Origin of the sequence: Tessaracoccus sp. MC1865, assembly GCF_017815535.1 — a bacterium.
Taxonomy (GTDB): Bacteria; Actinomycetota; Actinomycetes; order Propionibacteriales; family Propionibacteriaceae; genus Arachnia.
On sequence record NZ_CP072596.1, the window covers coordinates 1492203 to 1516104 of the forward strand.

Below are 23902 nucleotides of genomic sequence, written 5' to 3' on the forward strand. Positions count from 1 at the left end.
GCTGTGCGAGGAAATGTCCCGACGCCCTCCTACGATGTGGGCATGACTCCTCGACGTCCCCACGCCTCGCTGCTCCAAGTGGGCAGCGTGTCAGCTGAGGTGACGTACAAGCCCATCAAGAGCCTGCGGATGCGGGTGGTCCCTCCCGACGGCGTGGTGAAGATTTCAGTCCCACTGGGGTTGGCGGAGGAGACGGTCACGGAGTTCGTGCGCAGCCACGAGCGTTGGCTGCTCAAGGCCAGGCAACAGGTCCGGCTCGCCCACCCGCCGGAGGAACCGTTGACCGATGGCGGGCGCGCCAGGCTCTGGGGCCGGTGGCATGAGGTGCGCACTGGCGAGTCGGCCAAGGCGGGCGCCCGGTTGGAGGACGGCGTCCTCGTGCTGTCCGGTCCGGATGAGGACGCCCGCAGACGAGGGCTGGAGAACCTCTACCGGCGCGAACTCCGGGCCGCCCTGCCTGGCCTGTTCGCACTCTGGGAACCGCAGGTCGGACGCCGGCACGCCACGGTGAAGCTGCGGCGCATGACCTCGCGCTGGGGCACGTGCAACGTCCGCACGGCCGCCATCACCTTCAACACCGCGCTCGCGGAGCACCCCCCCACCGCGCTGGAGTACGTCGTCGTGCACGAGTTGATGCACCTCATCGAACGCGGCCACGGCCCACGCTTCGTCGCCGGGATGGACCGGTTGCTGCCTGAATGGCGTCAGCGACGCAAGGCCTTGAAAGGTCATCCGTGAGGGTGCTGGAGGCCGCTGAATGGCGGGAGCGCGCCGAAATCCACCGCGGGCGCGTCACCGCGGAACTGGCGGAGGTGGTGCGGCGGCGGGAACGCGGCCTCAAGCACCCCGTCGACGACTTCCTGTTCCAGTACTACAACCTGAGGCCCAGCCACCTGGCGCAGTGGCATCCGGGTGCCGGCGTCGGCCTGGCCGGGGGAGAGGCTTTCGCGGAGCGTCAGTTCTATGCGACGACGGGACGGGTGACCGTGTTCGACGCAGCGTCCTTCCTGGCCAAGCGGGGCGGCACGGTCGAAACGGCCCACCGCCTCCTGGCTGCCGCGGCGGACAAGGCCCCCCGGTTCGGGTGCTTCGGGATGCACGAGTGGGCGATGGTCTACAGGCTGCAGGAGGGCCAGACGCGGCACCCCTATCTGAAGCTGCGCTTCGAGCCGGCGGAGGTGGCCCGGATCGTGGAGGAGGTGGGCTGCCGGTGCACGCATTTCGACGCGTTCCGCTTCTTCACCGAGCCCGCCCGGCCGCTCAACGTGCTGCAACCGACGCGTGAGACGCAGCCTGACCTGGACCAACCGGGTTGCCTCCACGTGAACATGGACCTCTACCGCTGGGCCGGCAAACTCTCTCCCGCAGTGGGTTCCGAGCTGCTGTTCGAGGCCTATCTCCTGGCGCGCGACATCCGCGAGGTGGACATGCAGGCCTCCGCCTACGACCTCGCAGACTGGGGCTACGAGCCCATCCCTGTCGAGACGGCAGAGGGGCGGGCCCGCTACGCAGCACTGCAGCGTGGCTTCGCGGAGCGGGCGGTTCCCCTCCGACACGAGATCCTGCGGGTGATCAGGTCACTCGAATCCTGAAGTGCCGGGCAACCGACTGCCGCGCCGAGGCGTAGTACGGATGAGTAACCCCCGTCCGACAGGAGCACACCATGCACCGCCGCTTCGCGTGTCACACCGAGTCCCGCCCCTCCGCGTCATACGATGCACGCGTACGAACCGCTCTTCCCCCTGTGAGGTTCACCATGTTCACCGTGCCCAGTGCCCGGCGCTTCGCCGTCGGCGTCGTCGCCGCCCTCAGCCTTCTCGCCGCCGCGTGCGCGCCGGAAGCGCTCGCGCCCCAGGCCGGGCCGGCGCCCACCGTCGCCAATCCCGGAGCCGGCGCGGTCGCCGACGAGCCCGTGGTCCTGCCCGACGTGACCCAGACGGCCGAACCGGTCGTCGTCCCGGCGAGGCCGAGCGTCGTCCCGTCCGTGCCGGCCGATGAGCCGGCCGCTGAGCCGACCACCGCGCCGAGCGCCGAGCCCCAGCCGTCCGTCGAGGTCCCTCAGCCCACCGCCGAGCCTGAGACCTCAGAGACGCCGGAGGTGGTGCCGACGGTGCCGCCCCTGCTGGCGCCTGGAGACGACTCGGAACAGGTGCGGGAACTGCAGCACCGGCTCCTCCAGCTGAACTGGATGTCGGGGAAGATCACCAGCGACTACGGCGACGCGACGCGGCTCGCCGTGGAGGGCTTCCAGGTCAAGCGCGGCCTCCCCGGCACGGGAGAGGTCGACCAGGCGACATGGGATCGACTTGTCGATATGACGCGCATGCCCACCGCAGATGAGATGCACAACGTGCTGAAGCCGGGGCCGGCCCTCCTGAAGACAGGCAGCACCGGGGATCAGGTGAAAGACCTCCAGGCCCGCCTGAAGCAGCTCGAGTGGTACTCCGGCCTCGTCGACGGCCAGTACGGGCCCAAGACGGCCGAGGCCGTCACGGGCTTCCAGGCCAAGCGCGAGATCCCGGTGACCGGCGAGGTCGACCAGCGCACGCTGGACCGCCTGGCCTCGATGACGCACAAGCCCACCGTCGATCAGCTCAACAATGTGGTGGCCGCCCCCGTCGAGGCAAAGCTGACCCTGGACGACCGCTGCCTGCAGGGCCGGGTGATCTGCATCTCCAAGACGCAGCGCAAGCTCGCCTGGGTCGTCGACGGTGAGGTCAAGCTGTCGATGGACGTGCGGTTCGGCTCCGAACTGACGCCCACGCGCGAGGGCACGTTCTCCGTGGGCTGGAAGTCGCGCAACCACGTCAGCAAGCTCTACGGCTCGAAGATGCCGTTCGCGCTGTTCTTCAGCGGGGGACAGGCCGTCCACTACTCCAGCGACTTCGCCGCCCGCGGCTACAACGGCTCCTCCCACGGCTGCGTCAACGTGCGCGACAGGGCCGCGGTGGAGGCACTGTTCGACGCGGCCAAGGAGGGCGACAAGGTGGTCGTCTACGTCGGATAATCTGAGGGTCTGACCCGACCGAAGGGACCCTCGTGATTTACCTGGCCATCGCCATGCAGGTGTGCGGCTCGTTCCTGTTCGCCAGCGGTGCCATCCTGCAGAGCCTGGGTGTCAAGAGCCAGTTCGCTGCAGATGCCGTCACCTCCTCCAACCGGTTGTCCCTCAAAGGCCTGCTGAAACTCTTCACCGTCCCGAAATGGGTCATCGGCCTGGGCCTGGTCTTCGCCGGTGCCGCGATCCACCTGACGGCCCTGACGTTCGCCCCGGTGTCGGTGGTGCAGCCGGTGGGCATCCTGGCCGTCCCCTGGTCGGTACTGCTCGCCTCGAAGATCCACCAACACAAGATCAACGCCAAGCTGTGGGGCGCCGTCGGGGTGACGGTGCTGGGCGTGGTGGGCTTCACCGTCTTCTCGTCGCAGTACGCGACGGGGGAGAAGCAGTTCAGCTTCCCGGCGATGCTGTGGTCCTTCGTGGTGGTCTGCGTGCTGTGCGCGGCGCTGTCCTTCTTCGCCACCCGGGCAGTTGCCTGGGCGAAGGCCATCCTGTGGTCTTCTGTAGGCGCGATCTTCTACGGTCTGGCCTCGGGCTTCATGAAAGCCGCGATGAACCTCATCCAGAAGCACGACCAGAGCTTCGGGAGCTGGCAGTTCCTCGCCACCGCCGCGATGATGCTGCTGTGCTACATCCTGGGCGCCTGGATGATCCAGCAGGGCTACGCCTCCGGCCCGGCGGAGATCACCGTGGGCACCATGACGACGGTGGACCCGTTCGTCGCCGTCGTGTTCGGCCTGGTGGTGCTCGGCGAGGGCATCGGGATGGGTGCCGGCCCTGTGGTGGGCATGATCGTGACCGGCGCCATCGCCGTCTCCGGCGTCGCGCTGTTGTCGAAGGACCATCCCGATGCCGTGGAGGAGCGCCTGCGCGCCCAGTCTGATTTCAGCCCTTCACCGGCAGAGCGTTGAGGGCGACCCGCCCGGAGGGCGTGGTGAGGACGATGGTGGAATCCGCTCTGGGCATGATGAAGGTGACCGTGCCCTCATAGGGCTGGCCCTCCCGTGCGCTGAAGGCCCGCATGTCGACGGGGTCGTAGCTCAGCCTGGTCTCGTTCGTGAACGCGAAGATGGCGAAGGCGTAGTCGCCCTGCTCCACCTCGACACGGATGCGCAGGTCCAGTTGGTCGCCGTTCCAGGAGTAGCCGACGATCTCGAAGATGCCGTCCCCGTTGCCCTCGAATGGGATGAAGTTGCCGGTGCGCTCAGGGCTGGGTTCAGCCGTGGCGGCCGCAGAGGGGCTGGCCCCGCTCTCCGGGGAGGCCGCTCCCAGGAACTGCATGCCCACGACGATGACCGCGGTCACGACCACCACGCCCAGCACGATGAAGAGGCTCGACCTGGGGCGCTTGGGAGGCTGGAGATCTTCGTACGACGGCGGCGCCGGCGGCTGCTGCCCGAACGGCTGCCGGGGGTCCCTGCCCTGTGCATCATGGAACTGCGTCGGGCGCCAGGACGGGTCCTGGCTCGCCCACGGTGAGTTGTTCCCGTTGCCCGGCGGCGGGGGCCACTGCGCGTTGCTCATGAGGGCAGCGTACTTGCCCGGGTGAAACCTATTCGTCCCATCTCTGGGGCGGGATGCCGTGCTGGTGGACGCTCGCCAGGAGCATTCCGATGGGATGGGTGGGGTTGAGGGTGGCCATCTGCTCGATGCACGCTGTGGCCTGCGCGCCGTGCCCGGACAACCATGAGGCGATGCCCAGCAGAGCGACCACCGTGGGCTGGGCGAAGCGTGGTGTCACGCGGCGGGCAGCGAGGAGGTTGTGCCAGATGACCTCCGCCGTGGACGTGTTCAGCCGGGTGGTCAGGGCGGCGGAGCGGTCCTCGTCATCCAGCAGGCAGGCCAGCATCAGGCCGTCCCCGTCCTCCAACGGGGTCTCGGCTTCGGCCAGCGCCTCGAGACGGGCCAGGCCCTCGGCTTCGGAGAGTCCGGCGATCTCGGCAAGGGCCCGGTCGACCTCGCTCTGAGCGGGCGGCTCCCACGCCTGGACCGGCGCCACAGCCTCCTCCCGCGAGGCGTAGATGCTCACGCCGTTGTAGACGGCGTGAGCGGCCACAGGGCTGGCGTCGAAGTCGTAGGCCACCGGCCCCTCGTCGTCTGTGAGGGACCAGTAGTGCGAGCCGTCGGTCACCAGCGCCTCTGCCACCCGCTCGGCGCCGAGGACGTCCGCCAGTTCCATGACCGAGGCCCAGGCCAGGTCCAGATCCTTCGAATAGCCGAGCAGGATGAACCTGACGCCGTCGATGTGGGAGGTGACGTTCAGCATCTGGTCCGCCACCCGGTCGAAGTGGGTGCGGAACCATTTCGCCTCGAGGCGTGAGGAGAAGCTCACCACCTTCCCCTGCATCCCGAGCAGGACGACGGAGTCAGAGGGGTGGAATCCGAACATGAACGATGGGAGGGCCAGCAGGTCGGCACGGGTGGTGCCGCGGAGGACAGGAAGCGTGTGCATGCCATCACTGTTGTCAGCGGGCGTCCGGGATCACCACGGACCCGCTTCCTTGTGGATAACCGAATGCTGAGGTCGGCGCGACGGCCCGGTGGCCGGTGGCGTAGATTGCGGTCATGCGTTTTGTGGTGTGTGGCGAAGCCCTCATTGATCTGATGCCGGAAGAACAGCTTTCCCCAGCCGAGAGCCGGTGGATCGCCCGGTCCGGGGGCGGCCCGTTCAACACGGCCACCGCACTGGCCAAGCTGGGGGAGGACGTCCACTTCCTGGGTCGCCTGAGTTCGGATTCCTTCGGCCGCCAACTGCGCAGCCACCTGGAGACGGCAGGGGTGCAACTGGACCTGGCGGTCCCCACCGATGAAGCGACGTCGGTTGCCGTGGTTTCCCTCGACGTGGAGGGGAGGGCCAGCTACTTCTTCCACTTCGATCAGACGTCGAACTTCAACTGGCGCAGGGACGAGTTCCCCACCGTCGCTCCGCAGGACTGGCTGCACTTCGGCTCCATCGGCTCGGTCATCGGCCCAGGGGCCAAGCACGTCCTCGACTTCGTGCGCGGCACTGAGGCGGCCGTCAGCTTCGACATCAATGTGCGCCCCTCCACGCTGCCTGACCGCGCCGAGTACTTCGGGCTGGTTTCAGACCTGATGACGGCCGTGGGGCGCAACGGGGGCATCGTCAAGGCCAGCGACGAGGACATCGCCTGGTTGGTCGACGACGACTCGGATCCGCTGGCCTACGCGGGAGCCTGGGCAGAGGAACACGACCTGGCCATGTTCATCGTCACGCTCGGCCCGGATGGGGCCGCCGCGGTCAAGCCGGACGGCAGAGTGGTACGCGTGCCGGGCCACTCCGTCGGCGTCATCGACACCGTGGGCGCGGGCGACACCTTCATGGCTGGGTTCCTCTCCGCCTACGCCCACCACCCCGACGACGTGGCCGGTGCGCTGGATAGGGGCACCGCCGCCGCCGCGATCGTCTGCACCCGCAAGGGCGCGCAGCCCCCGACCTCCGCCGAGGTGGACGCGTTCCTGGCGATATAGTGAGTCTCCGCGCCGTCTCGGCGCGGGAATTCGTTGTGCAATCAGGAGAGAGTCGTGAGCCAAGAGGCTGTGCAGTACGACAAGGTGCAGGCCCAGGAGAAGTGGCAGGCATTCTGGGAGGAGGACGAGACCTTCCGGCCGCTGGATGACGGCAGCCGCGAACGTCGCTACGTCCTCGACATGTTCCCGTACCCCTCCGGAGACCTCCACATGGGCCACGCCGAGGCTTATGCGATGGGCGATGTCGTCTCCCGCTACTGGCGGTTGCGCGGCTACGACGTCATGCATCCCATCGGCTGGGACTCGTTCGGGCTGCCCGCGGAGAACGCGGCCATCAAGGCAGATGCGCACCCCGCCACCTGGACGTACAACAACATCGAGACCCAGGTGCGCTCCTTCAAGCGCTACGGCCTGAGCCTCGACTGGTCACGGCGCCTCCACACCTCGGACGAGGAGTATTACCGCTGGACGCAGTGGCTGTTCAACCGCTTCTACGAGCGGGGACTCGCCTACCGCAAGGACTCCTTCGTCAACTGGTGCCCGCAGGACCAGACGGTGCTGGCCAACGAGCAGGTCATCGACGGCCGCTGCGAGCGCTGCAAGTCCGAGGTCACCAAGCGCAAGCTCAACCAGTGGTACTTCAAGACCACGGAATACGCCCAGGAACTCCTCGACGACATGTCGCTGCTCGAGGACGGCTGGCCGGACCACGTGCTGGCCATGCAGCGCAACTGGATCGGCCGCTCCGAGGGCGCGCACGTCGACTTCACCGTCGAGGGTCGTGAGAAGCCCATCACCGTGTTCACGACGCGTCCGGACACGCTGTTCGGCGCGACGTTCATGGTGGTGGCCCCCGACGGCGAGCTCGCCGCAGAGCTGGTGACCGACGAGCAGCGCCCCGCGTTCGAGGCGTACGTCGAGCAGGTGAAGCGGACCACGGAGATCCAGCGCCAGTCCACGGAGAACGAGAAGACCGGCGTGTGGCTCGGCGTCCACGCCACCAACCCCGTCAACGGCGAGCAGGTGCCGATCTGGGCCGCAGATTACGTGCTGGCCGATTACGGCACCGGCGCGATCATGGCCGTGCCGGCCCACGACCAGCGCGACCTCGATTTCGCGCGCAAGTTCGGTCTGCCGGTGCGCACCGTGCTCGATGTCGACGGCACCAACCCTGAAGAGACCGGCATCGCCACCGTCGGCGACGGTGCCTACCTCAACTCGGGGGTCCTGAACGGTCTCACGGACAAGGCCTCCGGCGTCGCCCGCATCACGGAGCAGCTTGAGGCCGAGGGCAGGGGCACCGGCACCGTGCAGTTCCGGCTTCGCGACTGGCTGCTGTCGCGCCAGCGCTTCTGGGGCTGCCCCATCCCTGTGGTCCACTGCGAGAAGTGCGGCGAGGTCCCCGTGCCCGACGACCAGTTGCCGGTACGGCTGCCGGATCTGCGCGGCTCCGCGTTGGCACCGAAGGGCACTTCCCCGCTGGCCTCGGCCACCGACTGGGTCAACACTGAGTGCCCCACGTGTGGTGGCCCGGCCAAGCGCGACACCGACACGATGGACACGTTCGTCGACTCGTCCTGGTACTACTTCCGCTACTGCTCGCCCGGGTACACCGAGGGCCCCTTCAACCCTGAAGACGTGGCGAAGTGGATGCCGGTGGCGCAGTACGTGGGCGGCGTCGAGCACGCCATCCTGCACCTGCTGTACATGCGGTTCTTTTCGAAGGTGCTGCGCGACATGGGGCTGGTCTCGTTCGACGAGCCCATGCTGCGACTGCTGAACCAGGGCCAGGTCATCAACGAGGGCAGGGCGATGAGCAAGTCGCTCGGCAACGGCGTCGACCTGGGTAAGCAGATCGACGAGTTCGGCGTGGACGCCGTGCGTCTCACGATGATCTTCGCCGGCCCGCCGGAGGACGACATCGACTGGGCCGAGGTCTCCCCGGGATCCAGCCTGAAGTTCCTCCAGCGCGCCTACCGCCTGGCCGCAGACGTCGACTCCCAGCCGGGCGTCGACTTCGCGCAGGGTGACCCGCAGCTGCGCAAGGCCACCCACAAGGCCATCACGGAGATCACCCAGCTGCTCGACGGCGGGCGCTTCAACGTGGCTGTCGCGCGCACCATGGAGCTGGTCAACGCCACCCGCAAGACGATCGATTCCGGCGCCGGCGGCGGTGATCCCGCAGTGCGGGAGGCCGTCGAATTCGTCGCCCAGGCGCTGAGCGTCGTGTCGCCGTATGTGGCGGAGGAGATGTGGGAGCTGCTCGGCCAGCCACCGTCGGTGGCCAACAGCGCCTGGCCCACGGCTGATCCTGCCCTCACCCTCGACGACACCGTCACGATGGTGGTCCAGATCCAGGGCAAGGTGCGCGGCAAGCTCGAGGTTCCGGCCGACATCACGGAGGAGGACGCCCTCGCGGTGGCCCTCGCCGACGATGCTGTCCAGCGCTCGCTGGCCGGCCGCGAGATCGTCAAGGTCATCGCCCGTCTGCCCAAGATGCTGAGCCTCGTCCCGGGCGAGTAGTTCCCACCCCTGGCCCGGAACCTGCGCCCGGGTCAGGGGGTTCGAGGCCTCTGGCAGTACTTGTCCACAGGGAGGCCATTCCGTGGTGATTCGAACCTGTCTCTGACCACCATGGAGGTATGCAGCACACCGATGCGGAGGAGATGGCCCGCGCCCGGCTCGCCTACGTGAGCGCCGGCAGGCCCTCTCTGGGCGCGCCCCGGCGTGCCCTCCACGAACCCCCGGTGCCTGAGCCTCCCCTCCTGTCGCGGCCGCTGCCGGCTGAGCCCACCTCACCCGCGTCAGCCGGGCCGCCACCGGCGGCCACCACCAGCCGGGTGCCAACGTTGACCGTCAAGCACCTGGTGGTCGTCGCCGTGCTCCTCCTCTGCGGCGTGGGGGTGGCCGTCGCTGCACTCGGCCGCAGTGCGGCGACGGAAGTGCCCATTGCGCCCGTCACGGTCAGCGCGGCCCCGGTGGAACCGTCGTCGCCCGCCCCGGTGAAGATGCTGCGGGTCCACGTTGCGGGCGCGGTCGCTGAGCCAGGCGTCGTCGAACTGCCGGAGGGCACCATCGTCCAGGACGCCATCCTCGCGGCAGGCGGCCTGGCCGCCGACGCAGACCCGGCCGAACTCAACCTCGCAGCCCAGGTGTCCGACGGAATGCAGATCGTCATCGGTACCGTCGGGAAACCCAAGGGCGACCTGGTGGGCGCCGAGCCTCCGCACGCGGGGGCCGCTGGCGGTGCGGCGGCAGGGGGAGTGGTGGACCTGAACGCGGCCACTGCTGGTGAGCTCGAGTCGCTTCCCGGAGTTGGCCCCGTGACCGCCGGCGCAATCATCGGCTGGCGTGACGAGCACGGGCCCTTCACCGCCGTGGAGGAGCTACAGGAGATCAGTGGCATCGGCCCGAAGACCTTCCAGAAGCTCCAGCCGCTGGTCACCGTCGGCTCCTGACGGTGTGGAAGGGCCGGAGAGGGTGACTCATGACTGGCGGCTGGCTCCACTGGCCCTGGCCACGTGGGGGGCGGCGTGGCTCGGCTCGTCCGGCTGGCGGCCCGAGCGGGAAGCAGTCATCGCGGCCTTCGTCGGTCTGCTTCTGCTGGCGGTGGTGGCCGCGCGCGGCCGTCGGGCCTGGACAGCGATGATCATCGCGGCCTTCACCGTGACCCTGCTGATGTCCGGGGTGCAGAGCTGGCAGCGGCACGCGTCGCCGGTTGCTGAGCTCGCTGCCGAAGGGGCGATCGGTACGGTGCGGTTGAAGCTGCTCGCCGAGGCGCAGCCGGCTGAGGGCGTCGTGATCGGCCACGCCGAACTGATCTGGGCGGAGGCGAGGCGGAAGCGGGTGGAGTCGAGGGTGCCCGTCGTCATCCTCGCGAGCGGTGCGGTGTCCCAGGAGTTGTTGGGGCTGACCGCTGGCGCCACGTACGAGGTGCGTGCCCGACTGCGTGCCCCGGAGCCGGACGACGCCGCCGGTGCGGTCCTCAGCTTGCGTGAGATCGGCTCCGAAGTGACCGGGCCCGGCATCGTCGACAGAGCCGTCAACGCCATGCGGCAGGGGTTGCGCGACGCCGTGGCGCACTCGCCGCCCCGCCAGGCCGCGCTGGTCCCGTCCCTGGTGGTGGGTGACACTTCGGCAGTGGACGCGGCGATGCGTGACGAGTTCCAGGTCACCGCTCTGACGCACCTCATGGCCGTCTCGGGCGCCAACCTCACCTTGATGCTCAGCGTGGTTCTCGCCGCGGTGCGCGGGCTGGGTCTGCGGGGGTGGAGCGTGCGGGTGGCTGCGCTCGGCGGAGTGGTGGCCTTCGTGTTGATCTGCGGCCAGGAGCCCTCGGTCTACCGCGCCGCGGTCATGGGGTTGGTGGCGTTGGCAGCGATCGGTGTGGGTGCGGGCCGGCGCACCATCCGCTCGCTCTGCGTGGCGGTGCTCATCCTGGTGTGGCTCGACCCATGGATGGCGCGTTCCATCGGCTTCGCCCTGTCCGCCTCCGCCTGCGCAGGCATCGTCCTGCTGGGGCCCCTCTTCGTCGCGGCCATCTCGCGGTGGGCTCCCCGATGGGCGGCGGAAGCGCTGGCGGTGCCCCTCGCAGCCCAACTCGCGACGCAGCCGATCATCACGGCGCTGAGCGACCAGGTCTCGGTCGTCGGGGTCCTCACCAACGTGCTGGCCGGACCCTTCGTCGGCCCCACCACCGTGCTCGGCTTCGCCGGCGCACTGCTGTGCCCACTCCCATGGCTGGCGGCCGGCCCCGGCTGGCTGGCCGGCTGGTGCGCGCAGCCCATCCTGTGGCTCGCGGAATTCGGCTCGGCTCTGCCCACCGCATCCTGGACGTGGAAGGGCTCGGCCCTGGGTGTCGCTCTGGTCACGCTCGGCTCCGCCGCACTCGCCGTGGTGCTGCTGCGGGCCCTCCGCCACCGATGGGGCGGCGTCGGCTTCATCAGCCTCTTCGTGGCGCTGGCCCTCGTGCGGCCGGTGCCGCTGGGTTGGCCGGGCGAATGGCAGGCGGTCTTCTGCGACGTGGGCCAGGGCGACGCCACGGTCCTCAACGCCAGCGGCGGCGCGGCCGTCGTGATCGATGCCGGGCCGGAACCGTCGGCCACGGTGAGCTGCCTGGAGTCGCTGCGGGTCGAGGCCGTACCCCTCCTGATCCTGACCCACTACCACGCGGACCATGTCGGGGGCGCGGAGGCGCTGATCGCCCGCTACCGGCCGTCGCTGGTTCTGGTCCGCTCTGGTCCCCACCCCCCGTGGCTGGAGGACATCGCGCGCGAAACCGGCACCGAGGTGCGCTCAGCGACGCCGGGCGAGGTGCTGGAGGTGGGTGACGTGACGTGGCGCACCGCGTCCGTGTGGGAACCCGCTGGGGCTGCCGTTGCGGAGGCCGAAGGGGAAGGTTCCGCGGAGAACGACGCCTCCGTCGTCGGGGTCGGCTCCAGCGGCTCCCTGCGGGTGCTACTCGCGGGGGATGCGGAGCCGGCCGGTCAGGGTGTGGCGCTGCGGGCAGCGGCACAACTCGGCGTGGACCTCGAGGCGCACGTGCTGAAGCTGCCGCATCACGGCTCCTCCCGCCAGGAGCCGCGCTTCTTCGCCGCTTCCGGTGCGGCGCTGGCGGTGGCGAGCGCCGGAGAGGGCAACTCCTACGGCCACCCGAGCGTCGGCGCCATGGACCTGGCCCGCTCCCACGGGATGGAGATCGTCCGAACTGACACCCAGGGCTCCATCGCCGTGGCGTTGGGGGGGGAGAAGTTGACGATCCGGACCGCGGGGGGAGCGGGATGAAGGGGGTGCCCTAGACGGTGGTCTCCCGCGGCTCCAGGCCGGCGGCGCGGTACAGGGCGTCGATGGCCCGCATCATGGCCACCGAATCGTCCGGGCCGGTCAGCACCGGGGTGCCGTTGCGGACCGCGTCGACGAACACGGCCAGCTGGGCCGCGTAGCTCGTGGGCTGGGTGGGCACCTCCACGGTCGTCACTCCCGCGTCGTTGGTCAGCGTGAGGGTGTTGCCGTTCTGGGGTTTCACGAAGCCCTCCACCTGGATGATGCCCTTCGTGCCGGTGATGATGCAGGTCTGGCGCTCCTCGTCCTCCAGCAGCGAGCTGGAGATGCGGCCCGTGACGCCGCCCGGGAACGTCAGTTCCGCGCTGAGCGCCTCGTCGAGCCGCGGATCGTCCGACGGCCTGGCTTCCGCGGAGACGACCTCCGGCTCTTCGCCCACCACGCTGCGCACGAAGTGGAGGCTGTAGCAGCCTAGATCCATCGTGGCGCCGCCCGCGAGGGACTGGTTGTAGCGGATGTTGCTGCGGTCCGGCAGATTGATGTCGAAGTGCGCCTCGACCTCCGCGAGGTCGCCGATGGCGCCGTCGGCGATGAGCTTCAGCGTCTCCGCCATGAGCCGGTGGTAGCGGTAGTGGAAGCCCTCCATGACGACGCGGTCGGAGCCTGCGGCCCGGCGTGCGACCTCCTCCGCCTCGTCCGCGTTCGACGCGAACGGCTTCTCCACCAGCACGTGCTTGCCGGCGTCCAACGCAGCCACGGTCCACTTGCCGTGCTCGGAGTTGGGCAGCGGGATGTAGACCGCATCGACGTTGGGATCTGCCAGCAGCGCCTCGTACGAGTCATGCACGTGCCCGATGTGGTGCTCGGCGGCGAAGCTCTCAGCCCGGCCCCGGTCGCGGGCTGCGACGGCGTACAACTCGACGTCGCGATTCGCCTGGGCCGGTGCGATCAGGGCCTGGGGCGTGATGCCGGCGGCACCGAAGATGCCGAAGCGGATGGGCTGATTCATGGAAGGACTCCTCACTGGGCGGAACAGACCTGAGTCTAGTGATGGCGACGATCTCCGCGCCGCGACAATGTCGCACGAGCCTGGCAGGATCAGAGTCATGACTTCGTCCCCGTTCGGCACGGCCATCCTCATCTCCGGTCCGGAACAGCTGCTGGCGCAGCGCGTCGTGGCCGAGATCAGGTCCAGGGCGTTGGCCGCGCATCCTGAGGCGGGGATCAATGAGATCCACGCCACGGAGCTCGAGGATTCGATGCTCTCGGAGGTGATCGGCGGCTCGCTCTTCTCCAGCCACACGCTGGCGGTGATCGACGACGTGGGCTCCACCCCGGCGTCGGTGGTGGACCAGTTGGTTGCCGCCGCGTCCAACCCGCCAGAGGAACTCTGCCTCATCCTGCTGCACCCCGGCGGCGTGAAGGGCAAGGGCCTCATCGACAAGTTGAAGAAGGCCAAGGTGCCCGTGGAGACGGTAGCGGCCCTCAAGCCCTGGGAGGTGCCCGGTTTCGTCGCGGCGGAAGCCAAACGGCAGCGCATCCGGATGCAGGCTGATGGGGCCGAGGAACTGGTGGCCGCCGTCGGCCATGACCTGCGGGCCCTGGCCTCGGCCATCGATCAGCTCGTCGCTGATTCCGGTGCCAACGAGATCGACGCGGCCCTGGTGCGCCGCTACTTCGCGGGACGGGCAGAGGTCTCCGGTTTCGCGGTGGCAGATGCGGTGGTCGCCGGCAACGCCACCCTCGCCATGGAGCGGTTGCGCTGGGCGCTGGAGACCGGCGTGGCGCCCGTGCTGATCACCAGTGCGGTGGCCAGTTCGTTCCGCGGGTTGGCGAAGTATCTCGACGCCCAGAACAGCCGGCTGCGGGGCGCAGATCTGGCCCGCGAGATCGGGGTGCCCCCGTTCAAGCTCAAGGATTACGCCCGGGCGTCGAACACCTGGCAGGTGGGTGGGGTCGCGGAGGCTATCAGGCTCATCGCCCGCGGTGACGCGGAGGTCAAGGGCGCCGCCACGGACGCTGCGTTCGCGCTCGAGCGAATGGTGTTGGGCGTGCTGCAGCAGCGTCGTCGCTGACGCGGCACCGCCTCAGGGTACGCAAAACAGCGCCTTGACGACCGAGGGCCAAGGCGCTGTTGAGGAATCGAACAGCAGCTAGAAGTGCTGAATCAGATGGCGTTGACGGCAGTCGCGATGCGCGACTTGCGGTTGGCAGCCTGGTTCTTGTGGATGACGCCCTTGCTCACGGCGCGGTCGAGCGCGCGGTTGGCCACGACGAGGAGTTCGGCAGCCTTCTTAGACTCGCCCTCGGTGACGGCGGAGCGGACGTTGCGGAGGTGGGTGCGCAGTTCGGACTTGACCGCCTTGTTGCGGAGACGGGAGATCTCGTTGGTCTTGTTGCGCTTGATCTGGGACTTGATATTCGCCACGGGGCAGGCCTCTTTACGGATTAAAGGGGGGTGTACTCGGTCATGCGTTTGCACGCGACGCTCAACCTTACCTGAGTTCTGCGACGCGGGCCAAATCGGTCGCATTGTTCAACGTCCCGCACTCCGTGAGATGATGGCCTGTCTCTGTCCACCAACGAGGAATGTTGATGCCCGCACCCCGACCAGGCAAGACCGATCCGGCAATCATCCGGAACTTCTGCATCATCGCGCACATCGACCACGGCAAGTCCACCTTGGCAGACCGCATGCTGCAGCTGACCAAGGTCGTCGACGGCCGGCAGATGCGGGCCCAGTACCTCGACCGCATGGACATCGAGCGCGAGCGCGGCATCACCATCAAGTCGCAGGCCGTGCGCATGCCGTGGACGAAGAATGGTGAGGAGTACATCCTCAACATGATCGACACCCCTGGCCACGTGGACTTCACCTACGAAGTCTCGCGGTCGCTGGCTGCCTGCGAGGGCGCCATCCTGTTGGTCGACGCCGCCCAGGGCATCGAGGCGCAGACGCTGGCCAACCTGTACCTCGCCATCGAGGCGGACCTGCAGGTCATCCCGGTGCTGAACAAGATCGACCTGCCCAACGCCAACCCGGAGAAGTACGCCGCGGAGATCGCCGGCATCATCGGCTGTGACCCCTCTGACGTGCTCATGGTTTCCGGCAAGACCGGTGTGGGCGTCCCCGAGCTCCTCGACGCGGTCGTCGAGCTGATCCCCGCCCCCGTCGGCGACCCCGACGCTCCTGCGCGGGCCCTCATCTTCGACTCGGTCTACGACACCTACCGCGGTGTGGTGACCTACGTCCGGGTGGTCGACGGCGAGCTCGGCTTCCGTCAACGCATCCGCATGATGTCCACCCTGGGCACCCACGAACTGCTCGAGGTGGGCGTCATCTCGCCGGATCCCGTGAAGTCGGACGCCATCGGCGTCGGCGAGGTGGGCTACCTCATCACGGGCGTGAAGGACGTGCGCCAATCCCGCGTCGGCGACACCGTGACGCTGGAGGCGCGGCCCGCCACGCAGGACCTGGGCGGCTACCGGCACCCCAACCCCATGGTCTACGCTGGTCTCTACCCGGTGGACGGCGACGAGTTCAACGAACTGCGCGAGGCCCTGGAGAAGCTCCAGCTCAACGACGCGGCCCTCACCTACGAGCCTGAGACCTCCGGTGCGCTCGGCTTCGGTTTCCGCATCGGCTTCCTCGGCCTGCTGCACATGGAGATCGTCCGCGAACGACTGGAGCGCGAGTTCAACCTGTCGCTCATCTCGACCGCCCCCAACGTGGTCTACCGCGTGGTGATGGAGGACGGATCCGAGCACACCGTGACCAACCCCTCCGAGTACCCCACGGGCAAGATCGCCGACGTGTACGAGCCGGTGGTGCGCGGCACCATCCTCACTCCGGCGGAGTACCTGGGCACCATCATCGAGCTGTGCCAGAACCGACGTGGGGTCCAACTGGGCCTCGACTACCTCAGCGAGGACCGCGTCGAGCTGCGCTACAAGCTGCCCCTGGCCGAGATCGTCTTCGACTTCTTCGACGCCTTGAAGTCACGCACCAAGGGCTACGCGTCCCTCGACTACGACCCAGCCGGCGAGGAGACCTCCGAACTGGTGAAGGTCGACATCCTGCTGCACGGCGACCCGGTGGACGCCTTCTCGGCGATCGTGCACAAGGACAAGGCGTACACCTACGGCCTGGCCATGGTGGCCAAGCTCAAGGAACTCATCCCGAGGCAGCAGTTCGAGGTGCCCATCCAGGCCGCCATCGGCTCGCGCGTCATCGCCCGTGAAACCATCCGCGCCATCCGCAAGGACGTCCTGGCCAAGTGCTACGGCGGCGACATCTCGCGCAAGCGCAAGCTGCTCGAGAAGCAGAAGGAAGGCAAGAAGCGGATGAAGATGGTGGGCCGCGTCGAGGTGCCCCAGGAGGCCTTCGTCGCCGCCCTCTCCACCGGGGAATCCAGCGCCAAGTAGCCTGACGGCGTGGCTTCAGCTGCGCCGCTTCGTACGCGACGTGGCCCGGGCGGTCCACGGATCCTCCGGCCACGGGTGCTTCGGGTACCGGCCCCGCATCTCACCGCGCACCTGGGCGTACGGGCCGGACCAGAACGACGCCAGGTCGTCGGTGACCGCCAGCGGTCTGCCGGCGGGGGACAGCAGATGGAACAGGATGCGGGCCCGGCCTGCCGCGATCGTGGGCGACTCCGCCAACCCGAAGCACTCCTGGAGCTTCACCGCGCAGACCACCGCCGCGTCGTCGTCGTGGGCCGGGTAGTCCAGCCGGATGGTGGAGCCGCTCGGCACGGCGAGCCGCTCGGGAGCGAGTTCGTCGAGGCGGGTGGCCTCCCGCCACGGCACCAGCCGGCGCAGCGGGGCGGTGAGGCTGATCCCCGAGAGGCGGCCGGTGCGGGCGGCGTCGGCCAGTTCCGGCCCGAGCCATTCCTCGAGGCGGGTCAGCAGCGCCGCGTCCGACACGTCGGGCCACGGTGCGCCCATCCGCCGGTGGAGGAAGGCGAGGCGCCGCCGGAGCCGGTCTGCGGTCTCCGACCAGCCGATGACAGCCAGCCCCTTCTCCTCGATCACCTGCCGCACGGCCTCGGGCCCCAACTCTGCGGCGGACACCGGCGTGGACGTGAGTTCGATCGCGCCGAGAGCTGTCACGCTGCGGGCCCTCAGCCGGCCGTCGACCAGCGTGCCGCGCACTTCGTCCAGCAGCAGGTGGGCGGCCGCGCCCCGCGCGGTGCGCTCGTCGATCGGCGCCCCGGACCGGACGACAGCACCAGTGCCCGCCGCGCTGGCGCCGGCGGCGCGCGTGACCTCGGCCACAGCCAGCCACTCCTGCTCCGCCAGTTCCCGTGGCGCGGCCGCGCGCGTGCCGGAGGCCAGCAGATGCGAGGCGCCCACCTTGCGGGCGACACGCTCGGGGTAGGCCAACACGACCACCGCCCCCGGGAGACCGCCGGAGCCGGGCGTGGCGTCGACCAGCCGCTCCAGGCGGTCGGCCTCGGCCCTCCAACGCCGCGACTCCGGCGCCGCACCGCGCCGCAGCCCCCGGAGCGCGACGGTGAGGTCACCGCCGAGATCGAGCTCGACGGCGGCCACCATCTCGGCGGCCACCCGGCTGCCGACGAGGGGCGCGCCGTCCACCAGCGCCCGCGCCCATCGCGGCGAGGCGGGAATGTCGGCGAGCCTGCGTCCATGGGCGGTGACCCGCCCGTCGCCGTCCACGGCGCCCAGCGAGCGCAACACGCGCTCGTCCTCGGCCACTGCGAGGGCGGGGAAGGCGCTGGGCAGCGCCAACGCCTCGCCACGGGGCGCGCCCCAGGCAGCGAGCGTCAGGAGGGCCCCGGTGAGGTCCGCGGTCTGCGACTCCGGCGTGACCTGGGCCCGGAGCCCCGCGTAGGTCCGCTCGTCGTAGCAGCGCCACACCACGCCCGGCCCCTGGCGCGCGGCCCGCCCGGCACGCTGGTCCGCCGACGACCTCGCGCAGCGCACCGTGACCAGTCCCGACATGCCACGGCCGGAATCGCGTCGGGGCTCCCGGGAGAGGCCCGCATCGACCACCGCGCGCACGCCGTTGACCGTCAACGACGACTCGGCCAGGTTCGTCGACACCACCACCCGGGGCCGATCCCCGGGTCCGCGGCCCGCCACCGCGCGGTCCTGTTCCCGGGCCCCTGCCTGCCCGTGCAGTTCCAGCACCTCCGCGGCCACCCGGCCGCGCAACGCTTCCGCGACGGTGCGCACCTCCCACACCCCGGGGAGGAAGACCAGGAGGTCGCCGTCGGCGGGCAACTCGGCGAAGGCCCGCTCGGCGGTGCCCGCCACGTGCCCCAGGAAGTCCCGCGACGTCCCCCTCGAGTCGAGCGGCATCGGCCCGGGGGCCCACCGCACCTCCAGCGGATGCAGCACCGCGGGCACGCCGACCACCGGAGCGGGCGACCCGCCGCCCAACAGCGAGGCCAGCCCGGCGGCGTCGAGGGTCGCCGACATCGCCACGACGGCGAGGTCATCCCGCAACTCACGCACCTCCGCAAGGAGTCCCGTCAGGAGGTCCGTGTCGAGGCCGCGCTCGTGCACCTCGTCGAGGATCACCGCGCCCACGCCCTCGAGCGACGGATCCCGCAGCAGGCGCCGCAGCAGCACGCCCGGCGTGACCATCTCCACGCGCGTGGCAGGCGACACCTTCCGCTCGCCGCGCACCGTGAAGCCCGCCACCTCGCCCACCGCGGTGCCCGTCAGCGAGGCCAAGCGACGCGCGGCCGCCCGGGCCGCCACCCGACGGGGCTGCGTGACCACCACGCGCCCCCGCACACAGCCGGCCACGACGGCGGGCGCCAGCGTCGTCTTGCCGGTGCCGGGCGGTGCCTCCACGACGGCGACCCCCCGCGTCGTGACCGCCTCGCGCAGGTCGCCGGCCGCGGCGGCGAAGGGCAGCCCGCAACCGTCGGCGACGAGTTGGGCGAGAGTGGGCACAGGCCCAACCTAGCGGGGCAGCCTAAGCTGTACCGGTGGCACAGCTTCCTGACGGCGACCAGGCTCCGGCCGACGGCTCGCTCCCCGAATCCGCACTGGCATCCACCGCGCCCCTTTCGCTGTACGTCCACGTGCCGTTCTGCCGCACCCGCTGCGGCTACTGCGACTTCAACACCTACACCGCCAGCGAGCTGGGCGACCTGTCACCGGACACCTACCTGGGCGCCGCGCACGCCGAACTCGCCTTGGCCGAGCGCATCCTGGGCGATTCCCGGCCCGTCCAGACGGTCTTCTTCGGCGGCGGTACCCCCACCATGCTGCCCGCTGAGGCGCTGACCGGCCTGCTCCGCGCCATCGACGACAGGTTCGGCCTCGCGCCGGACGCCGAGGTGACCACCGAGGCCAACCCCGACACGCTCAGCCCCGCCTATCTGGAGACCCTCCGCGCGGGCGGCTTCACCCGCCTCTCGCTCGGCTTCCAGTCCGTGGTGCCCCACGTGCTGCAGGTGCTGGAGCGCACCCACACCCCCCGTCGGGGCCTGGACGCCGCCCAGTGGGCCCGAGACGCCGGCTTCGACCACATCTCGCTGGACCTCATCTACGGCACCCCGGGCGAGTCCATGGACGACTGGCGCGCCAGCCTCGACGCGGTGACCGCCACCCCCGTGGACCACGTCAGCGCCTACTCGCTGATCGTCGAGGAGGGCACCCGGCTGGCGATGCAGGTGCGCCGCGGCGACATCCCGATGCCCGATGACGACGACCTGGCGGACAAGTACCTGGTGGCCGACGAGACCCTCACCGCGCTGGGCCTGGCCAACTATGAGGTCAGCAACTGGGGGCGCCCGGGCGGCGAGTGTCGCCACAACCTCGCCTACTGGCGGGGCGCCGACTGGTGGGGCATCGGCCCCGGTGCCCATTCCCACGTCGGGGGAGTCAGGTTCTGGAACCGCAAGCACCCGCGCAGCTACGCCGCGTCGTTGACGGCGGGGGAGTCGCCTGCGCTGGCCCGCGAGGTGCTCACCGACGAGGACCGCCGTGTCGAGCGGGTCCTCCTCGAACTGCGGCTGGCAGGGGGCCTGCCCCTGGAGGTGCTGCGCCCCACCGAACTGGCGCGCGTCCCGGCCGTTGTCGCCGCGAACCTGGCGACTGACGACGGCGCCAGGCTACGGTTGACCCAGGCGGGCCGCCTCCTGGCCGATGGCGTGATCCGCGACCTACTGGACTGAGGCCGTCAAGGAGGACGCCATGACCTTTCCCATCATCAGGCGCCGCACGCTGCTGGGCGCCTTCGGTGCCGTCACGGTGGCCGGCGTCGTCGGCTGTGGCGGGGACGAGCCGGCCGCGGGCAGCCTGGAGGAGGTGGTCTACCAGCTCTCCTGGACCCACTCCGTGCAGTTCGGCGGGACGTACCTCGCCCGCGAACGCGGCCTGTTCGAGGCCGAGGGGCTCAACGTGCAGCTCGCCGCAGGAGGGCCCAACGTCGCGGGCGATGCCAACACCGTCAGCGGCGGCAGCCTGGTGAACATCTCGGTGGCCGACGGAGTGGCGCGCTCCAACCAGGAGGGCGCCGACCTCGTGATCGTCGCAGCCCAGTGCCAGAAGTTCCCCGGCACCATCCTGTCGCTGGGCGAGGCCCCCCTGAAGCGTCCCGAGGACCTCGTGGGTGCCCGGATCGGGGTTGCGGGCGCCGACACGCCCGGTCTCAACGCCTTCCTCGACGCCAACGGGCTCACCGCCGATCAACTGGAGTTCGTGCCCAGCCAGTACGATCCCGCTGTGCTGACGGCCCACCAGGTCGACGGGCTCTTCTGCTTCTACAACGACCTCCCCGTCGCCCTCGCGGTACAGGGGGTGGAGGGCTACTCGATGTTGCTGGCCGACTTCGGCTACAACCCCATGAGCCAGACCTACACCGTGCTGCGCTCCAACCTGGAGGATCCAAAGAAACGGAGCCAGATCCTCCGCCTCCTCCGGGCCGACTTCCAGGGCTGGCAGCTGTACCGCGAAGACCCGCAGGCCGCGGCTCGGCTCACCGTCGAGGAATACCCCGACGCGGGCCTCGACCTCGAGACCCAGCAGAAGCAGGCCGACGTGCAGCTCGACCTCATGTACTCCGATCTCACCGACGAATCCGGCTTCGGGTGGTTCTCCGACGAGCAGATCACCGACAACCTCGCCCTCTTCGAGAAGCTCGGCATCAAGGGGGCCACCGCAGAGCTCTGGGACCGCTCGCTGCTCGAGGAGATCTACGAGGACGGGCCCACGGCGTGAGCGCAGAGCCCGCGCCGGCGGCGCCGCAGGTGACCTGCCGGGCGGTGCGCAAGACGTTCCACACCGCGCGCGGCCAGCTGGTTGCCCTCGGCGCCACCGACCTCACGCTCGCCGCTGGCACCGTCACCGCTCTGGTCGGCCCCTCCGGCTGCGGGAAGTCCACCCTGCTGCGCATCCTCGGCGGCCTGGAGCAGCCGGACCCGGGCGGTGCGGTGCTGGTGGGGGAGGAAGCCCCCCAGCAGATCCGCCGGCGGGGTGAGCTCGCCATCGCCTTCCAGGATGCGTCCCTCCTGCCCTGGCGCACCGCGGCGGGCAACGTCGCCCTCGCCCGGAAGCTCGCCCGTCAACCCGCAGACCCCGAGCGCGTGCTGGCGCTGCTGCGGATGGTGGGGCTCGAGGGATTCGAGCACTCCAGGCCTGCACAACTGTCCGGCGGCATGCGTCAGCGCGCCGCCATCGCCAGGTGCCTCATCACCGAGCCGCGGCTCCTGCTCCTGGACGAGCCGTTCGGCGCCGTCGACGAGCTCACGCGCCGCCGGCTCAACATCGAACTGCCGCCGCTGTGGTCAGACACCGGCACCACCACGCTCCTCGTGACGCACTCCGTCACGGAGGCGGTGCTGCTGGCGGACCGGGTCCTCGTCATGTCGCCGCGGCCGGGCACCATCGTCGCCGACCTCAGCGTCGACCTGGCCCGGCCCCGGACTGCGGAACAGCTGCGCTCTGACCGCTTCCGCGAGCTCGTGGAGGAGATCGGCGCCCTGCTGTCGGTAGACGGCGAGGCCTGAGGCCGTGGCGAACCGTGGCCGGATGGCGGCCATCGCCCGGAGGGTGCTGATCTGGGTGGCCGTGGTGGCCGTGTGGGAGGTGCTCGCGCGCACGCTGCTGGCCGGCAGGCACCTCCTGGGCGCCCCGTCGGGCATCGTCGGGAAGCTGGTGGCCCACGCCGGCGTCTACGGCCGCGGGCTGCTCTACACCTCGGGAGAGGCGCTGTGGGGCTACCTCCTCGGCAACGGCGCCGCTGTGCTGCTGGCGCTGCTCGTGGTGCTGCTCCCATGGTCTGAGCGGCTCGTGCTCCGGCTGGCGCTGGTGGTCTACTGCCTTCCGTTGGTGGCGCTCGGGCCGCTGCTGCGACTGGTGTTCGGGTTGAACGACGGCCCCCAGATCACGTTGGCGGCCCTGGCCGTCTACTACCTGACGCTGGTGCCGTTGCTGGTGGGCCTCCGCGCCCTGCCGAGCGCCTGGCTCGACCTGACCGCCACCTACGGGCGCGGCCGCTGGGTGACGCTGGTCACCGTGCGCGCCCGTGCCGCGCTGCCGTACCTCATGGCTGGGCTGCAGACATCGGTGCCGGCGGCGTTCCTGGGTGCCCTGGTGGGCGAGTTCACAGGCGCCGAGCGCGGTGTCGGCGTCCTGTCCATCCTGGCCCTGCGCAGCCTCGACACCGACGGCCTCTGGGCCCTGATGCTGCTCGCCACCGCCGTGTCCCTGCTGGGGTACCAGGCCGTGGCGGCCCTGGCCCGGCGGATCGCCCCGGAGACGCCGCCCGTCCTGCTCGCGCCGTCGAACGTGAGCCCCCGTCCCGGCTGGCGCCGGGCGCTGGCCTCGACCGGGGGAGCCCTGGTGGCGGCGGTGCTCGTCATCGGCGGGTGGGCCGCCGGGTTCGCCGCCGTGGGGCTCAATCCGTACTTCGCGAAGCGACCCTGGCACGTGTGGGAGTGGCTCGTCGCCGGCCCCGAGGCCCCAGCCAACCGAGGCGGGCTGCTGGGCGCAGCGGCGGAGACGGCGACCGTCGCGGTGCCTGGCTACTTCGCCGGCCTCGCCGCCGGGGTGGTGCTGGCCGCGGTCTTCTCGTTGTCGGACCGTACCCGCGAGGCGCTGACCCCCGTCGCCGTGGCATTGCGGTGCGTGCCCATCATCGCCATCGCGCCCCTGCTGGTGGCAGCGCTCGGCCGCGGCGCCTTCGGCACCGCCGTGGTGGTGGCCATCATGACGTTCTTCCCGACGATGGTGGCGTGCCTCTACGGCCTCAGCCAGCTGCCGGGACAGGTGGCCGATGTCTTCGCGACGTTCGACAGTTCCCCTGGCCGCACCCTGTGGCTCGGCCGCCTCCCCGCCATGGCGCCGGCCTTCTTCGCCTCGGCCCGGATCGCCGCCCCCACCGCGCTGCTGGCGGCGACGGTGGCGGAATGGCTCGCCACTGGCTCGGGGCTGGGCAACAGGATGGCGGTGGACGCGGCCACCAGTCAGTACACGTCGCTGTGGGCCACCGTCGTGGTCGTGACCGTGCTCGCCCTGCTCGCCTACACCGTGGTGGAGTTCGTGGAAGCCCGGGTGCTCGCGCGCGTCGCGCCCGAGCAGCTGCGCTGGTAG

The 23902-nt window shown here is 70.0% G+C and carries 19 protein-coding genes; 14 read left to right on the forward strand and 5 right to left on the reverse strand.

From position 1 onward, the window contains the following. Positions 1 to 42: 42 nt before the first annotated feature. From J7D54_RS06860 to J7D54_RS06875, 4 genes are all read left to right on the forward strand, one after another. Positions 43 to 738 carry a M48 family metallopeptidase gene (locus J7D54_RS06860; RefSeq protein ID WP_182764774.1) on the forward strand — a complete coding sequence of 232 codons (696 nt, stop codon included), beginning with the start codon at positions 43 to 45 and terminating at the stop codon, positions 736 to 738. Continuing rightward, positions 735 to 1592 carry a 3-methyladenine DNA glycosylase gene (locus J7D54_RS06865; RefSeq protein ID WP_209455234.1) on the forward strand — a complete coding sequence of 286 codons (858 nt, stop codon included), beginning with the start codon at positions 735 to 737 and terminating at the stop codon, positions 1590 to 1592. Before J7D54_RS06860 ends, J7D54_RS06865 begins: the two co-directional genes overlap by 4 nt. A 164-nt stretch (positions 1593 to 1756) precedes the next feature. Next, positions 1757 to 3007, forward strand: a complete 1251-nt coding sequence (locus J7D54_RS06870) for a peptidoglycan-binding protein (RefSeq protein ID WP_182764772.1) — start codon at positions 1757 to 1759, stop codon at positions 3005 to 3007. A gap of 32 nt (positions 3008 to 3039) precedes the next feature. Continuing rightward, a complete protein-coding gene (locus J7D54_RS06875; protein ID WP_182764771.1) occupies positions 3040 to 3969 on the forward strand; it encodes a hypothetical protein in 930 nt (309 codons plus the stop codon). On the opposite strand, the gene J7D54_RS06880 is transcribed toward J7D54_RS06875, so the two are convergent. Next, positions 3944 to 4582: a hypothetical protein gene (locus J7D54_RS06880; RefSeq protein WP_182764770.1), complete on the reverse strand. Its 639-nt coding sequence runs from the start codon at positions 4580 to 4582 to the stop codon at positions 3944 to 3946. The two genes, J7D54_RS06875 and J7D54_RS06880, sit on opposite strands and share 26 nt — an antisense overlap. Positions 4583 to 4610: 28 nt before the next feature. Next, on the reverse strand, positions 4611 to 5510 hold the full coding sequence (locus J7D54_RS06885) for a DUF4192 domain-containing protein (RefSeq protein ID WP_182764769.1): 900 nt from the start codon (positions 5508 to 5510) through the stop codon (positions 4611 to 4613). Between the two features lie 113 nt (positions 5511 to 5623). On the opposite strand from J7D54_RS06885, the gene J7D54_RS06890 reads away from it, so the two are divergent. The 4 genes from J7D54_RS06890 to J7D54_RS06905 all read left to right on the forward strand — a co-directional run bounded on the left by J7D54_RS06890 (position 5624) and on the right by J7D54_RS06905 (position 12331). Next, entirely contained in the window at positions 5624 to 6547 is a 924-nt protein-coding gene (locus J7D54_RS06890; protein ID WP_182764768.1) for a carbohydrate kinase, read from the forward strand. 54 nt (positions 6548 to 6601) lie between these two features. Continuing rightward, the gene (leuS, locus tag J7D54_RS06895; RefSeq protein ID WP_182764767.1) at positions 6602 to 9070 is read left to right on the forward strand and encodes a leucine--tRNA ligase; all 2469 of its coding nucleotides are present in this window, start codon (positions 6602 to 6604) and stop codon (positions 9068 to 9070) included. Positions 9071 to 9189: 119 nt separating this feature from the next. After that, positions 9190 to 10005, forward strand: coding sequence for a helix-hairpin-helix domain-containing protein (locus J7D54_RS06900; RefSeq protein WP_182764766.1), 816 nt, complete (start codon positions 9190 to 9192; stop codon positions 10003 to 10005). A 22-nt stretch (positions 10006 to 10027) separates the two neighbouring features. Beyond that, a complete protein-coding gene (locus J7D54_RS06905) occupies positions 10028 to 12331 on the forward strand; it encodes a ComEC/Rec2 family competence protein (RefSeq protein ID WP_182764765.1) in 2304 nt (767 codons plus the stop codon). A gap of 10 nt (positions 12332 to 12341) precedes the next feature. Here the strand turns inward: J7D54_RS06905 and J7D54_RS06910 are convergent, their stop codons facing one another. Continuing rightward, the gene (locus tag J7D54_RS06910) at positions 12342 to 13337 is read right to left on the reverse strand and encodes a Gfo/Idh/MocA family protein (RefSeq protein ID WP_182764764.1); all 996 of its coding nucleotides are present in this window, start codon (positions 13335 to 13337) and stop codon (positions 12342 to 12344) included. 97 nt (positions 13338 to 13434) lie between these two features. On the opposite strand from J7D54_RS06910, the gene holA reads away from it, so the two are divergent. Further along, positions 13435 to 14403, forward strand: coding sequence for a DNA polymerase III subunit delta (gene holA / locus J7D54_RS06915; RefSeq protein WP_182764763.1), 969 nt, complete (start codon positions 13435 to 13437; stop codon positions 14401 to 14403). Between the two features lie 92 nt (positions 14404 to 14495). On the opposite strand, the gene rpsT is transcribed toward holA, so the two are convergent. Then, entirely contained in the window at positions 14496 to 14756 is a 261-nt protein-coding gene (gene rpsT, locus J7D54_RS06920) for a 30S ribosomal protein S20 (RefSeq protein WP_182764762.1), read from the reverse strand. A gap of 167 nt (positions 14757 to 14923) precedes the next feature. On the opposite strand from rpsT, the gene lepA reads away from it, so the two are divergent. Then, positions 14924 to 16753 (forward strand): translation elongation factor 4, encoded by a 1830-nt coding sequence (gene lepA / locus J7D54_RS06925; protein ID WP_076059142.1) that lies wholly within the window; start codon positions 14924 to 14926, stop codon positions 16751 to 16753. Between the two features lie 15 nt (positions 16754 to 16768). Here the strand turns inward: lepA and hrpB are convergent, their stop codons facing one another. Then, entirely contained in the window at positions 16769 to 19255 is a 2487-nt protein-coding gene (gene hrpB / locus J7D54_RS06930) for an ATP-dependent helicase HrpB (protein ID WP_182764761.1), read from the reverse strand. Positions 19256 to 19290: 35 nt separating this feature from the next. On the opposite strand from hrpB, the gene hemW reads away from it, so the two are divergent. From hemW to J7D54_RS06950, 4 genes are read left to right on the forward strand one after another with little or no spacing between them, the layout of a single operon-like run. Then, complete coding sequence (hemW, locus tag J7D54_RS06935) at positions 19291 to 20484, forward strand: radical SAM family heme chaperone HemW (protein WP_182764760.1); 1194 nt, start codon at positions 19291 to 19293, stop codon at positions 20482 to 20484. Between the two features lie 19 nt (positions 20485 to 20503). Further along, on the forward strand, positions 20504 to 21529 hold the full coding sequence (locus tag J7D54_RS06940; RefSeq protein ID WP_182764759.1) for an ABC transporter substrate-binding protein: 1026 nt from the start codon (positions 20504 to 20506) through the stop codon (positions 21527 to 21529). Continuing rightward, entirely contained in the window at positions 21526 to 22317 is a 792-nt protein-coding gene (locus J7D54_RS06945; RefSeq protein WP_182764758.1) for an ABC transporter ATP-binding protein, read from the forward strand. The genes J7D54_RS06940 and J7D54_RS06945 overlap by 4 nt, the downstream gene beginning before the upstream one ends. A 4-nt stretch (positions 22318 to 22321) precedes the next feature. Then, entirely contained in the window at positions 22322 to 23902 is a 1581-nt protein-coding gene (locus J7D54_RS06950) for an ABC transporter permease (protein ID WP_209455235.1), read from the forward strand.

What these genes read in the sequence shown, in the direction of transcription:
- J7D54_RS06860 (WP_182764774.1), top strand. Translation starts at nt 43, where the DNA reads ATGACTCCTCGACGTCCCCACGCCTCGCTGCTCCAAGTGGGCAGCGTG.
- J7D54_RS06900 (WP_182764766.1), top strand. Translation starts at nt 9,190, where the DNA reads ATGCAGCACACCGATGCGGAGGAGATGGCCCGCGCCCGGCTCGCCTAC.
- J7D54_RS06910 (WP_182764764.1), bottom strand. Translation starts at nt 13,337, where the DNA reads ATGAATCAGCCCATCCGCTTCGGCATCTTCGGTGCCGCCGGCATCACG.
- J7D54_RS06880 (WP_182764770.1), bottom strand. Translation starts at nt 4,582, where the DNA reads ATGAGCAACGCGCAGTGGCCCCCGCCGCCGGGCAACGGGAACAACTCA.
- holA (WP_182764763.1), top strand. Translation starts at nt 13,435, where the DNA reads ATGACTTCGTCCCCGTTCGGCACGGCCATCCTCATCTCCGGTCCGGAA.
- J7D54_RS06890 (WP_182764768.1), top strand. Translation starts at nt 5,624, where the DNA reads ATGCGTTTTGTGGTGTGTGGCGAAGCCCTCATTGATCTGATGCCGGAA.
- J7D54_RS06870 (WP_182764772.1), top strand. Translation starts at nt 1,757, where the DNA reads ATGTTCACCGTGCCCAGTGCCCGGCGCTTCGCCGTCGGCGTCGTCGCC.
- J7D54_RS06885 (WP_182764769.1), bottom strand. Translation starts at nt 5,510, where the DNA reads ATGCACACGCTTCCTGTCCTCCGCGGCACCACCCGTGCCGACCTGCTG.
- lepA (WP_076059142.1), top strand. Translation starts at nt 14,924, where the DNA reads ATGCCCGCACCCCGACCAGGCAAGACCGATCCGGCAATCATCCGGAAC.
- J7D54_RS06940 (WP_182764759.1), top strand. Translation starts at nt 20,504, where the DNA reads ATGACCTTTCCCATCATCAGGCGCCGCACGCTGCTGGGCGCCTTCGGT.